13 protein-coding genes are annotated in these 11834 nt (G+C 71.8%); 6 read left to right on the top strand and 7 right to left on the bottom strand.

The annotated features are described in order from the left end of the window. The first annotated feature begins 227 nt into the window (after positions 1 to 227). The gene (locus tag AB0K34_RS27795; RefSeq protein WP_364551868.1) at positions 228 to 1667 is read left to right on the top strand and encodes a class I SAM-dependent methyltransferase; all 1440 of its coding nucleotides are present in this window, start codon (positions 228 to 230) and stop codon (positions 1665 to 1667) included. On the opposite strand, the gene AB0K34_RS27790 is transcribed toward AB0K34_RS27795, so the two are convergent. The 3 genes from AB0K34_RS27790 to AB0K34_RS27780 all read right to left on the bottom strand — a co-directional run bounded on the left by AB0K34_RS27790 (position 1660) and on the right by AB0K34_RS27780 (position 5073). Next, the gene (locus AB0K34_RS27790; protein ID WP_364551865.1) at positions 1660 to 2895 is read right to left on the bottom strand and encodes a sodium:proton exchanger; all 1236 of its coding nucleotides are present in this window, start codon (positions 2893 to 2895) and stop codon (positions 1660 to 1662) included. The genes AB0K34_RS27795 and AB0K34_RS27790 overlap by 8 nt on opposite strands. 66 nt (positions 2896 to 2961) lie before the next feature. Beyond that, positions 2962 to 4032 carry a quinone-dependent dihydroorotate dehydrogenase gene (locus tag AB0K34_RS27785; protein WP_364551863.1) on the bottom strand — a complete coding sequence of 357 codons (1071 nt, stop codon included), beginning with the start codon at positions 4030 to 4032 and terminating at the stop codon, positions 2962 to 2964. 39 nt (positions 4033 to 4071) lie between these two features. Continuing rightward, the gene (locus AB0K34_RS27780) at positions 4072 to 5073 is read right to left on the bottom strand and encodes a hypothetical protein (RefSeq protein ID WP_364551861.1); all 1002 of its coding nucleotides are present in this window, start codon (positions 5071 to 5073) and stop codon (positions 4072 to 4074) included. Between the two features lie 189 nt (positions 5074 to 5262). Here AB0K34_RS27780 and AB0K34_RS27775 point away from each other — a divergent pair, with 189 nt between their 5' ends. Both AB0K34_RS27775 and AB0K34_RS27770 read left to right on the top strand, forming a co-directional pair. Then, complete coding sequence (locus AB0K34_RS27775; RefSeq protein ID WP_364551859.1) at positions 5263 to 6192, top strand: hypothetical protein; 930 nt, start codon at positions 5263 to 5265, stop codon at positions 6190 to 6192. 418 nt (positions 6193 to 6610) lie between these two features. Continuing rightward, entirely contained in the window at positions 6611 to 7267 is a 657-nt protein-coding gene (locus AB0K34_RS27770) for a hypothetical protein (RefSeq protein WP_364551857.1), read from the top strand. Here the strand turns inward: AB0K34_RS27770 and AB0K34_RS27765 are convergent. Next, complete coding sequence (locus AB0K34_RS27765; RefSeq protein ID WP_364551854.1) at positions 7185 to 7577, bottom strand: helix-turn-helix transcriptional regulator; 393 nt, start codon at positions 7575 to 7577, stop codon at positions 7185 to 7187. The two genes, AB0K34_RS27770 and AB0K34_RS27765, sit on opposite strands and share 83 nt — an antisense overlap. A gap of 234 nt (positions 7578 to 7811) precedes the next feature. Here AB0K34_RS27765 and AB0K34_RS27760 point away from each other — a divergent pair, with 234 nt between their 5' ends. Next, positions 7812 to 8501, top strand: coding sequence for a class I SAM-dependent methyltransferase (locus tag AB0K34_RS27760; protein WP_364551852.1), 690 nt, complete (start codon positions 7812 to 7814; stop codon positions 8499 to 8501). Between the two features lie 59 nt (positions 8502 to 8560). Further along, entirely contained in the window at positions 8561 to 9085 is a 525-nt protein-coding gene (locus AB0K34_RS27755) for a DinB family protein (RefSeq protein ID WP_364551850.1), read from the top strand. Positions 9086 to 9096: 11 nt separating this feature from the next. Here AB0K34_RS27755 and AB0K34_RS27750 read toward each other — a convergent pair whose 3' ends face one another. Both AB0K34_RS27750 and AB0K34_RS27745 read right to left on the bottom strand, forming a co-directional pair. Beyond that, complete coding sequence (locus tag AB0K34_RS27750) at positions 9097 to 9621, bottom strand: GNAT family N-acetyltransferase (RefSeq protein WP_364551848.1); 525 nt, start codon at positions 9619 to 9621, stop codon at positions 9097 to 9099. A gap of 25 nt (positions 9622 to 9646) precedes the next feature. Next, positions 9647 to 10141 carry a nuclear transport factor 2 family protein gene (locus AB0K34_RS27745; protein WP_138639555.1) on the bottom strand — a complete coding sequence of 165 codons (495 nt, stop codon included), beginning with the start codon at positions 10139 to 10141 and terminating at the stop codon, positions 9647 to 9649. Positions 10142 to 10244: 103 nt separating this feature from the next. Here AB0K34_RS27745 and AB0K34_RS27740 point away from each other — a divergent pair, with 103 nt between their 5' ends. Continuing rightward, positions 10245 to 11228 (top strand): alpha/beta hydrolase, encoded by a 984-nt coding sequence (locus tag AB0K34_RS27740; RefSeq protein ID WP_364551846.1) that lies wholly within the window; start codon positions 10245 to 10247, stop codon positions 11226 to 11228. 62 nt (positions 11229 to 11290) lie between these two features. On the opposite strand, the gene AB0K34_RS27735 is transcribed toward AB0K34_RS27740, so the two are convergent. Then, positions 11291 to 11821, bottom strand: coding sequence for a hypothetical protein (locus AB0K34_RS27735; protein WP_364551844.1), 531 nt, complete (start codon positions 11819 to 11821; stop codon positions 11291 to 11293). Between the last annotated feature and the right edge of the window lie 13 nt (positions 11822 to 11834).

Genomic DNA, 11834 nt, shown 5'->3' with positions numbered 1-11834 from the left:
GGCCCCGGCCGTGCCCCCCCCCCCCCGGCCCCCCACACCACACCCCCCCCCCCCCCCGGGCGGGGCGGGCGCCCCGCGGGGGGGGGGCCCCCCCCCCCCCCACGACCCGTGTTGGCCCAGGGAGGCGACCCCCGGAACTCGTGCGGCCTCCGGGCGCACCGGGGCTGGTGGTTGAGGTTCGGGGTTAGAGGGTGTGTGGGGGTGGGCTTGTCCGGGAGGATGGGTTGGTGAGCGGTCTGGTTCGGGTGCGGGAGTTGTTGGTCGGTGGCGGGTACACCGTTGCCGGGGTGCGGGAGCTGCTGGGGGGCGTCGCGGGTGGGGCGTTGGCGCGGGACGAGATCGTGCCGGCGTTGCGGGCCACGCGGGGCGGGTCGCCGGTGGAGGTGCTGACGCGGCTGTTCTGGTTGCAGGTGCCGGTTCCGGCGGACGCGATCGCGGCGGACGAGCTGGTGGCGGCGGGTCTCGCCGAGGTGTCCGGTGGGGAACTGCGGGCGCTGCTGCGGGTGGAGCCGCTGGAGGCCGTCGACGGCGATGGGCATGCCGGATATGTCGTGTCCGACCTGAAGGTGCGGCCCGGGGCGGGGCGGGTGCCGGCGGACGATCATGTCGTGGGGACGGGCGGGGCGTCCGGGAGTCTGGCGCGGCTCGTTGTCCACAGCCCTGTGGACAACGTTCTGGATCTTGGGACCGGGTGCGGGGTGCAGGCCGTCCATGTGGCGGGGCGGAATCCGGCCGCGCGCGTCACGGCGACGGACGTCAATCCGCGGGCGCTGGAGCTCGCGGCGATGAGCTTCGCGCTCTCCGGCGTGGACGGCGCCGAGCTTCGCGCGGGGTCGCTGCTGGAGCCGGTGCGGGGGCGGCGGTTCGATCTGATCGTGTCGAATCCGCCGTTCGTGGTGGCGCCGGAGGAGGGGCCGCGGTTCACCTACCGCGAGTCGGGGATGGCGGGGGACGACTTCTGTCGGCGGCTCGTCGGCGAGGCGGCGCAGCATCTGGAAGACGGCGGATACTGCCAGCTCCTGGCGAATTGGCTGCATGTCGACGGGGTGCCGTGGGACGAGCGCGTCGGCACGTGGGTGGACGGCTGCGACGCGTGGATCGTCCAGCGGGACGTCCAGGATCCGGCGGAGTATGCCGAGTTGTGGCTCCGGGATTCGTGTGAGGCGGGGACGCCCGAGTACCGGGCGCGGTACGACGCGTGGCTCGATCACTTCGAGCGGCGGAACGTCGTCGGGGTCGGGTTCGGGTGGATCACGTTGCGGCGGAGCGAGCGTCCCGTGGTGCGGGTGGAGGAGCTGCGGCACGCCGTCGAGGAGCCCGTCGGCGCCTACGCGGGCGAGATCCTGGACGGGCTCCGGAAGGGCGCGGAGTTTTCCACAGCCTGTGGACAGTTTCTCGCGGCGGCGGACGGGCTCGTCCAGGAACAGGTCGGCCCGCCCGGCGCCGAGGACCCGGAGCGGATCGTGCTGCGGCAGACCCGGCGGCTGCGCCGGGCGGCCGGTGTCGGGACGGTCGAGGCCGGTCTCGCCGGGGTCTGCGACGGCACGCTGCCCCTCGATCCGCTGCTCGGCGCCATCGCCCAGCTGACGGGCATGGACGCCGACCAGGTCCGCGCGCACGCCGACGCGGTGCTGCCGGAGCTGATCGCGGACGGCTTCTTCATCTAGGCCGGACGACCGCCGACATCGCCGCGCCCAGGTCGCGGTGCCGCTGGATCAGCACGGAGAAGCCGATCGCCAGGTAGACGCCCGACAGGACGAGCCGGGCGGTCTCGTCCGGCAGGACGAACTGCACCGCGAACAGCGCGAACAGCGCGGCGGCCTCCCACCGTTTGAAGACCAGGTCGATGAGGAGGGCGAGCCCGAGGACGGTCTGCGCGGCGGTCAGCAGCACCTCCTCGGTCTGGCGTGAGTCGAGCGGCAGCGACCAGGTGCCGCCGCCGAGCCGGTAGGCGAGCGGGAGGGTGCCGATCAGCAGCGTCCACTGGTTGACCTTGCTCGACAGCAGCGTCCCGATCGCGTCGGCGTCCCGCAGCCGCCACGCGAACATGACCGCGACGAGCAGTTCCGGGGCCTCGGACGCCAGCGGCGCGAGCCACTGGACCAGGAGGAACTCGTCGATGCCGAGGGCGGCGCCCGCGTCCACGAGCGCGTCGGCGAACGGCTTCGCCGAGGCGTAGACGAGACCGGCGCCGAGGGCGAAGCCGGTCCAGGTCGCGAGGCGCCGGCGGCGGGCGGGCAGCGCGGCCAGCCGGGCGGGGACGCCCGCGAGCTCCTCGACGTCCTGGCCGCGGTCGCGTGCGATCCGGGCGAGGTAGAGGGCGTAGACGGCGATCAGCACGATCGCGATGTACCAGCCGATCTCGCCGGCCAGCGCGGGGACGAAGCCGAGGACGCCCGCGAGCGCGAGGAAGCCCAGCTCGACGCGGTGGCGTTTCGTCAGCATGACGTCGCGGCGGCCGGTGCCGGGGGCCGCGTGCCGGCCCCGTCCGGAGACGCGGCGGACGCCGAGCGTGAACGCCAGCACCACGAGCGCCCAGCCGACGCCGACGAGCAGCCGGTTCGCGCCCGTCATGTTGGCGGCGGCATAGGCGGTGTACTGCGGCCGTGTTCCGGCGGCGTAGGCGTAGTACAGGTCGACCGCGTACTCGGGCAGCACCGCGATGAGGGCGAGGAGTGCCAGCGCGAGTGCCCCGGACATGTCGGCGCGCGCGGTCTCCGCGGCCCACATCAGCAGGACGGCCGCGGCCAGCACCCCGGCGCCGGACACGACCATGGCCGCGACCGCCGGCAGGTCGAACCCGCCCGCCCGCGTGACGGCGGCGGGGACGCCGAGGAGCAGCGCCAGCGCGATCCGGGTGAGCAGCGTCCTGCGGGTGATCAACTCGCCGGCCATACGGGCACGGTGCCCGCAGGCGTCCCGCCGATGCGCGCGGGCAGGGGAAAAGCCGGGCGGGACGCGTCAGCGGCGGGCTTCGTCCAGGGTGCGGAAGGTGCTCGCGCGGAGGCGGCGGGACAGGTCGCGGTTGACGCGGTGCGCCCAGAACGGGCCGCCGTAGATCATTCCGGTGTAGCCCTGGACGAGGGTCGCGCCCGCGCGGACGCGTTCCCACACGTCGTCGGCCGACTCGACGCCGCCGACGGAGATGAGCGCGAGCCGTCCGCCGGTGCGGGCGCGCAGGCGGCGCAGGACGTCCAGCGAGCGCTCCTTCAGCGGCGCGCCGGACAGCCCGCCGGTCTCCTTGACCAGGGCGGGCGGGCTGAGCAGGGCGTCCCGGCCGATCGTGGTGTTGGTCGCGATGATGCCGTCCAGGCCGAGGTCGAGGGCGAGGTCGGCGACCGCGTCGACGTCGTCGTCCGCCAGGTCGGGGGCGATCTTGACCAGGAGCGGGACGCGGCGCGCGGACGCCCGGTCGGCGGCCTCCCGCACGGCCGTCAGCAGCGGGCGGAGGTGCTCGACGGCCTGGAGGTCGCGCAGGCCGGGCGTGTTGGGGGAGCTGACGTTGACGACCAGGTAGTCGGCGTAGGGGGCGAGCCGCTCGGTGCTGGCGACGTAGTCGGCGGCGGCCGACGCCTCGGGGACGGCCTTCGTCTTGCCGATGTTGACGCCGACGATCGTGCCGGGGCGGCGGTCGCGCAGCCGCCGCGCGGCGGCCTCGGAGCCCGCGTTGTTGAAGCCCATCCGGTTGATGACCGCCCGGTCGGGCGGGAGCCGGAACAGCCGCGGGGTCGGGTTGCCGGGCTGCGGGCGGCCGGTGACCGTCCCGATCTCGACGTGGCCGAACCCGAACGCGCCGAGCGCCTCGTAGGCGACGGCGTCCTTGTCGAACCCGGCGGCGAGCCCGAGCGGGCTCGGGAAGTCCAGCCCGAGCGCGTGGACGGCGAGCGCCGGGTCGCGCGGGGCGAGCAGCCGCCGCAGCAGCGGCGCCAGCCCGGGCACGGCCTGGATCGCGCGCAGCCCCCGCAGCGTCAGGTGGTGCGCTGCCTCGGCCGGGACGCGGGTGATGACCACGGAGAACAGGAATCGATACATCGTGCTCGATTATCTCAGCCGCCTCCGGCGGGCCTGCGATCAGTGCCCGCGGAAGGTGCGGCGCAGGGCCAGGCGGACGTCCCGGGTCGCCTGCCGCATCGTCCGGCGGACGGACCGGGCGGGCTCCAGCACCGAGACCCGCCACGCCGCGGCGATGCCGTGCCCGATCGGCCGCAGCACGTTCGTCCCCACCCAGCGGGCCGGGACGACGACCACGACCCGCACCGGGAGCACGACGAACGTGCGCCAGAGCCAGCGCAGCAAGCGGGCCGCGAGCCGCCACGCGCCGACCGCCCCCGCGACGATCGGCGCCAGGACGTACCGCCACAGAGCCCGCGCCGGGACGACGAACAGCACCCGTCCCAGCCAGCCGAGGCACCGCCCGAGCGCCCGCCACGACCAGACCACCCCGGCCGCGAGGGCGCCGAGGACGAGGAGCGTCCCGCGTCCGAGCCAGGTGAGGCCGCTCCAGGCGACCCGGCACAGCCAACCGAGGACGAGCAGCGGCGGGCGCAGGACGTACCGCCACAGCAGCGTCGCCGGCAGGACGATGAGCACGCCGATCAGCCACACCAGCGGACGCAGCAGGACGAGTTCCAGCAGCCGGCCGAGGCCGCGTCCGAGCATCGCGAAGAACCGGCCGACCGGGGCGATCAGCGCGCGGTAGAACCACCGGGCGAGCCGTCCCGACCCGCGGCCGAACCAGCGCAGGAACCCGAGGACCACCACGACGGCGAGCCACCGCAGCGGCCGCAGCAGGAGGAAGTCCAGCACGGCGGCGATGCCGCGGCCGATCGCGGCGGCCAGCCGGCCGAGCGGGGCGAGCAGCCACCGGTACAGCGCGCGCCCGGTGCCGCGCAGGCCGCGGCCGAGCAGTACGAACAGGTCGTGGACGAGCCGCAGCGGCAGCACGACGATCAGCGCGACGACACGGGCGGGGACGACGATCCAGGCAGGGCCCTGCCGCTCGGGTTCCGGACGTCTGCTGGTCGGCCGCTTGGTCAGGTCGATCGTGCCGCCCGCAGGTTCGTCTCCGGTCACCGCTGCCTTCCTTGTCGCCTTCGCCCTGCTTTGACCCGTCCGATGGGTCCGCGGTTCCCGGCTTGAACCCCTTCCGTGCGGTTCACCGTACTCCTCGTCGATCCGGGCGAGCGGCGCGGCGGCTCGCCCCGGATCGCGGGACGGGACCTGGACCGGAGCCGGGGCCCAGACGACCGGGAGGACAACGCCATGAGATTCCCACGCTGGGTGATCCCCCTAGCGGCCGCCCTGACCGCGACGGGACTCGTCGTGAGCGCCTGCGGGCAGGAGCGCCCCGGCGGCGGGCAGAACACCGCCGCCGGCTCCCAGGCGCAGGCCGCGCCGGCCGCCCCGCCCGCGCCCGCCGCGGCGCCGACCGCGCTGGAGGTCGCGGGCGTCGCGAAGCTCGGCAAGGTCGTCACCGACGGGAACGGCATGACGCTGTACCGGTTCGACAACGACACCGCGCGCCCGCCCGCGTCCACCTGCGCTGACGCGTGCGCCCGCGCCTGGCCGCCGGCCGTGGCCGGCCAGGGCGACATCAAGGCGACCGGCGTGGAGCAGTCGCTCGTCGGCAAGGTCAAGCGTCCCGACGGCACCTGGCAGGTCACCCTCGCCGGATGGCCGCTGTACCGGTTCGCCAAGGACCAGGGCCCGGGCGACGTGAAGGGCCAGGGCGTGGGCGGCACCTGGTACGCCGCCGCCCCGACCGGCAAGAAGGCCGCTCCCGTCAAGACCGACAACCGCTGGAAGGGCTGGACGGTCGTCAAGGCGAAGAACGACCCGAAGCTCGGCCTGATCCTGACCGACGGCGACGGTCGGACGCTGTACCGCTACGACAGGGACACGAACAAGCCGCCGACCACCAACTGCTTCGGCGCCTGCAAGAAGGCGTGGCCCCCGGCCACCTTCAAGGGCTGGAAGAAGCTCAAGCTCGAAGGCGTCAGCAAGAAGGTCGTCGGCTTCATCGAACGCAAGGACGACGGCAAGTGCCAGCTCACCATCAACGGCTGGCCCATGTACTACTACGAGAAGGACGAGCAGCCCGGCGACACGAAGGGCCAGGGCGTCGGCGGGGTCTGGTGGGCGACCACCCCCACCGGTAAGAAGGCTGCAGGCGCCGCAGGAGGCGGCTACTGACGCGCCCCACGAGCGAAGGCGCGGAGGTCTCGCGGGTCGGTCGGGGTCCGCGAACCCTCCGCGCCTTCTCCCCATTCCGAATGGACTCCATCTCCCACCGCGAACACCCTCGCTTCCGGGCGCGAGTAGGGAGATAATAGAACTATAACCCGACAGATAGCTTGCAGTAGATATCAGTCTGTCAGGTGGCAGATCGCCAGGCGTCTCATTGTTCTGGTGCGGCTACCAGCGGCCTCTCCGAGTCATTTGCTGTAATGCACGCAGCCTGCCTGCTGGCTCTGCGAAGCGTGGCCAAATGACATATGTCAGTGTGCTCCCTGCCGTCCTCCAGGTGGCTGCAAAAAGGCCCGGCGAAGTGCGATTCTTGAGCCGAGGCCAACCAGAGTCGCACCAGGGCCAGATGGGGGCGAGGGCACATATGACGATCACTCCAGCACCGCCGGCCGAGTCGGGTTCCACCGCACGGCTGCTCTTCCGATTCCTGCTCGCGATAGACATCCAGGGGTACAGCGCCCGGCCGCCCCGCCTCCAGTTGCAGGCACAGCAGGTCCTGCAGGAGTCGATCGAGGCCGCGGCCGCGGCGGCCGGCCTTGACAGGGGGCAGTGGCTGCGGCAGGTCAGCGGCGACGGAGAACTGGCGGTACTGCCGGAGGACGCGGACATCGTCACGGTCATCGGCGTTTTCGCCCCCGCCCTCGAACGCGCGCTCGCGGAGGCGAACCGCCGGGCGTCCCGGCATCCCCGGGTGCGTGTCCGGCTCTCCTTCCACCACGGAGCACTGATCATGGGATGGCCGGCCTCGCTCGGGCCGGCCGGGGACGCGCCGGTGGTCGTGAGCCGGCTCCTCGACGCCCGCCCGCTCCGCCGGCACCTGGACTGCCGGCCGGAACGGAACGTCGCCCTGATCGTCTCGGACCAGGTCTTCCGCGAAGTGGTCTGCAGCGGCTTCTGCGCGCTGTCGCCGCGGCATTTCCAACCGACCCGGACGACGGTCAAGGGCATGGTCTACACCGGGTACATCTACGACCCCGACCGGGCGGAGACCGCGGCGAGCGACGGGGAGAAGCCCCGCTGACCCGATGGGGGCCGCGGACTCGTAACCGATCAGGTCGTAAATGCGGCGGCAGCACTTTCAGGTAGCCGCTCCGCCAAGTGCGTTCACGCGCTGCCTTGGTCAATTGTGCGAGGTCGTCGAGGCGATCGATCGCGATGCCGTAGAGCGCGAGGACCGCTTTGGGGCGGGTGTCCGAGATATTAGCCGCGCCGGACTCGATGCGAATGGTTCTTGAAAGGGACCAGTCGAGGTTTTCGGCGACCTGCTCCTGGGGGAGAGCGGCTTCATCCCTGGCCCTGCGAAGCCCGGCACGCAGGTGCTGCCGTCGCACCGTGGGACGGTCTGTCGCAGGCACCGGCTGCGGCCCGCCCCGGTTCGTGTGGCGCTTCCGAACGTGGTTTTGCCCCTTGGTGAAGAGTCACTCGCTCGGTGGTGAAGGGCGTGTGGCCTGAGAGGTGTTGCTCCTGCTCAAGCAGAAGGCGGCACCATCGGCACCCGTGAGGCTGACCCGCCATGGTGGGACATATTGACAGGGGCAGTCGATCTTTCTGGCACGATCGGGGGCATGTACGAGCAATTCGCCCGCGAGTATGCGGCCCATGCCGAGAACAGTGCCTACAACGCCCTCTACGACCGTCCGGCCGTGCTGGGTCTTGCCGGTGACGTCGGCGGGCTGGCGGTCTTCGACGCCGCTTGCGGCCCCGGCCTGTACGCCGCCGAGCTGCTGGAGCGCGGGGCTCGCGTCGCCGGCTGCGATGCGAGCCCCACCTTCGTCGACATGGCCCGCGCGCGCACCGGGGGCCGCGCCGACCTGCGCGTCCACGACCTGTCCCAGCCACTGACGTGGGTCGAGGACGACGCGTACGACCTCGTCGTCCTCGCCCTGGCCGTGCACTACATCGACGACCGTGTGGCGCTGCTGTCGGAACTGCGCCGGATCCTGAAGCCCAGCGGAGCTGTCGTCCTCTCCACCGAGCACCCGACCATGGCATGGATGCGGCTCGGCGGCTCCTACTTCACGGAGGAGCCAGTCGAGGAGTCCCTGAGCGGTGACCGGGACTGGCCGATCCGGGCCTGGCGACGCCCCTTGACGTCGATCTGCGCCGAATTCCGCGCGGCGGGCTTCCTCATCGAGGAGTTGCTGGAGCCGCGTCCCGTCCCCGAAATGGCCGACCGCTACCCGGACGACTACGCCCACCTGGAAGCTCTCCCGGCCTTCATCGCCTTCCGGCTCGTGCCCGCCCCGTCCCGGTGACGCGGCAGGGCCGATAATCGCGTGGCGGCGCGGGCGGCGGCGGAGTTAGCGTCCGCCGTATGGCCGACTCATCCCCGGTGCCCGAACCGCCGGACACGCTGACCGACACCCGCGAACTCCTGCTCGGCTACCTCGACCACTACCGGTCCGCGCTGCTGCGGAAACTCGACGGCATGCCCGAGGACGACCTGCGCACGAGCAGGCTCCCGTCCGGCTGGACGCCGCTCGGGCTGCTCAAGCACCTGGCCTATGTCGAGCGGCGCTGGTTCCGCTGGGGCTTCGCCGCCGAGCGGGTGGACGACGTCGACGGCGACCGCGACCCCGGCAGCGATCGCTGGCACGTCGGCCCGGAGGAGTCGGTGGACGGTCTCAAGCGGCTCTTCCTGGACGAATGCGCACGGTCGCGCGAGATCGTGGCGGGCGCCGACCTGCAGGACCCGGCGCGTACGGGCGGCGGGTTCGGGCCGTCCGAGCACCGGCCGGCACTGGTCTGGATCTTGTTCCACGTGCTGCAGGAGTACGCCCGGCATGTCGGGCACCTCGACATCGTCCGGGAGTTGGCCGACGGCGTGACCGGCGAGTAGCCGCGCGGCTGTCAGGCGAGCTTCTTCACGAGGAGTTCGAACTCCAGGTCGTCGCGTTTGGGCAGGCCGAAGCGCTCGTCGCCGTAGGGGAAGGGGCTCGTCTCGCCGGTCCGGGCGTAGCCGCGGCGGACGTACCAGGCGATCAGCTCCTCGCGGGCGCTGATCACCGTCATGTGCATCTCGGTCGCGTCCCACTCCTCGCGCGCCACGCGCTCGGCCTCGGCGAGGACCTGCTTGCCGAGGCCGCCGCCCTGGAGGGACGGGGCGACGGCGAACATGCCGAAGTAGGCGTGGCCGCCCCGGTTCTCCAACTGGCAGCACGCCGTCAGGGCGCCGCCGGTCTCGGCGACGAGCATGCGCGAGCCGGGGCTGGTCAGGACGTCCGTGACGGCCTCGGCGTCGGTGCGCTGACCGCCGAGGAGGTCGGCCTCGGTCGTCCAGCCGGCGCGGCTGGCGTCGCCGCGGTAGGCGCTCTCGATCAGTGCGACGAGGGCGGGGACGTCGGCCGGGTCGGCCGTGCGAAATGTCGTGTCCATCGGGCGGAACTCTAGCCGGGGCGGCCTACTGGTCGACGCGGCAGTCCGGGCCGATCGGGCGAGTGATCGACCAGTAGCGGTGGAAGTGGCATTTCGACATCTTCCAGCGGCCGTCCTCGATGACGTATTCGTCGTCGTACTCGCCGGTCGCCACGGTCTCGGTGTTGTCGAACAGGTTCACCTGGCGGAACTTCAGCGTCCAGCGGCCGGACGCGCTCGTTTCGCTGTGCACGGTGATGTCCGGGTGCAGCGCGTGGTGCATGTCGAGGATCGCATTCCGGCCGTCGATCTTCTGCAGCGCGATCCGCTCGAAGACCTGGGCGATGCCGTCCGCGTCGTCGAAGGCGCCGAGCCGGCCGTAGTCGATCGAGGCGCCGGACGCGATGAAGCACGCGCGGAACTCCGCGGGGTCCTTGGCGTCGCAGGCGCGCAGGTAGCGGTGCTTGAGGGCCTTGATGGCCTCGACGGCCTCCAGCCGCGCGACGCGCGCGGCGAGGTCGGGGCTCGGTGGCTGCGGCATGGTGGCTCGACCTTCGCCGACGGCCGGCGGTCCGTCCAGTCCCCTGTCCCGGTGAACGGGAGGGGAGCGGACCGCGGCGGGACGGGCGCCGAGGATCGTCGGCATGAGCCTTGGCGAGGAGGACGTCCGGCACCGCGTGCTCGACGTCGGCGGCATCGCGCTTCACGTGGCCGAGTCGGGTGAGGAGCAGGGGCTCCCCGTGGTGATGTGCCACGGCTTCCCCGGCCTCTGGTACAGCTGGCGCCACCAGTTGCCGGTGCTGGCGGCGGCCGGGTACCGGGCCATCGCGGTCGACATGCGCGGTTACGGACGCAGCGGCCGTCCCGCCTCGCCGGAGCAGTACGACCGGAGCCGCACCGTCGCGGACATGGTCGGGCTCTTGGATGGCCTAGGCATCGATGAGGCCGTCTTCGTCGGACATGACTTCGGAGCCGCTCTCGTCTGGGACCTGCCTCAATGGGCCCCTGGACGAGTCAAGGCGCTGATGCAGCTGAGCGTGCCGCGCATGCCGGTTTCCAGCCGTCCGCCCACCGAGCTTTACGCGCGGATGGCCGAACAACACTTCGTCCACGTGCACTACTTCCAGGAGGAGGGGCCTGCCGACCGGGAGCTGGGGGCCGAGCCAGAGCGCTTCCTGGCGAACGTGTTCTGGGCGCTCAGCGGCGGTTACCGATACCTCGACATTTGGCAGCACCCCAGCGAAGGCAACGGCTACCTGGACGTACTACCGGAAGCCCCGCCTCTGCCCTGGCCGTGGCTGTCGCAGGAGGAGTTCGCCTACTACGTCGACGAGTTCCGCCGGACGGGGTTCACCGGCGGCCTCAACTGGTACCGGGCCTACGACCATGTGTGGAGAGAGAAGCAGGATCGTCCGGACGAGCCCGTCACCGTCCCGACGATGTTCCTTGTGGGCGAGCGTGACCCCGTCCTGCAGATGATGGGGTCGAATGCTCTGAAGCAGATGGAGAGCCTGGTGCCGGGCTTGCGCGACGTCCACACCGTTGAAGGAGCGGGACACTTTGTGCAGATGGAGGCCCCGGAGAAGGTCAACGAAGCGATGCTCGCCTTCCTAGCGCGCCTCGGCTGACCGACGGCGTCAGCGGCCCAGATCCCCACCGCCACCGCCAACGCCGCCGGGCCAGTGGTGTGTCAGCAGGTGCCCTCGTCCACGGACGTGCTGATCGAATGGCTCCAGGGGTCGGACCCGCCCAGCCTCAGTTTGTTGTCGACCGTGACGGTGAGGCAGACGGGGTTCTTGCCCTTGCGATTCGTCAGCTCGTACTTGCCGCTGCCGGCGCGCCGGACCCTCACGTTGCCGTTTCCCTCCTCCTGCACGGCATCGAAGACGTCGCTCCCCGCTCGATAGCTGGAACCGAGCCCCGTCCCCGACCCCCGGTCCACTTCCGAGGCCGCCGCGTACGCGACCGACCTCACCTGCGCGGTGGAGTAGTCGAGCGAACTGTCCGCCGCCTTGAAGACGAACCCCATGACCACGAAAACCACGGCGCCGATCACCAGCGAGGCCCGGCGCATGGCGAACGCCGACTCGGAAGGCTCGTTGGCCTCCGGGTTCCGGTACTGCCAGGCGCCGGTCTTCCAGTAGAGCTTCCGCTGGTCCACGCACGCGAGGAGCAGGCAGCAGGCCGCCAAGACGAACATGAGGGCGATCAGAGCTGTCATGGGGGTCCTTCCC

This window comes from Actinomadura sp. NPDC049382 (assembly GCF_040677125.1).
Lineage (GTDB): Bacteria > Actinomycetota > Actinomycetes > Streptosporangiales > Streptosporangiaceae > Spirillospora > Spirillospora geliboluensis.
The sequence above is the reverse complement of the archived record's forward strand: the minus strand, read 5'-3'. Positions and strand labels throughout refer to the sequence as shown.

Coding starts and splice junctions, on each gene's coding strand:
- AB0K34_RS27790 (WP_364551865.1), bottom strand. CDS start 2,895: ATGGCCGGCGAGTTGATCACCCGCAGGACGCTGCTCACCCGGATCGCG.
- AB0K34_RS27785 (WP_364551863.1), bottom strand. CDS start 4,032: ATGTATCGATTCCTGTTCTCCGTGGTCATCACCCGCGTCCCGGCCGAG.
- AB0K34_RS27775 (WP_364551859.1), top strand. CDS start 5,263: ATGAGATTCCCACGCTGGGTGATCCCCCTAGCGGCCGCCCTGACCGCG.
- AB0K34_RS27770 (WP_364551857.1), top strand. CDS start 6,611: ATGACGATCACTCCAGCACCGCCGGCCGAGTCGGGTTCCACCGCACGG.
- AB0K34_RS27760 (WP_364551852.1), top strand. CDS start 7,812: ATGTACGAGCAATTCGCCCGCGAGTATGCGGCCCATGCCGAGAACAGT.
- AB0K34_RS27755 (WP_364551850.1), top strand. CDS start 8,561: ATGGCCGACTCATCCCCGGTGCCCGAACCGCCGGACACGCTGACCGAC.
- AB0K34_RS27750 (WP_364551848.1), bottom strand. CDS start 9,621: ATGGACACGACATTTCGCACGGCCGACCCGGCCGACGTCCCCGCCCTC.
- AB0K34_RS27745 (WP_138639555.1), bottom strand. CDS start 10,141: ATGCCGCAGCCACCGAGCCCCGACCTCGCCGCGCGCGTCGCGCGGCTG.
- AB0K34_RS27740 (WP_364551846.1), top strand. CDS start 10,245: ATGAGCCTTGGCGAGGAGGACGTCCGGCACCGCGTGCTCGACGTCGGC.
- AB0K34_RS27735 (WP_364551844.1), bottom strand. CDS start 11,821: ATGACAGCTCTGATCGCCCTCATGTTCGTCTTGGCGGCCTGCTGCCTG.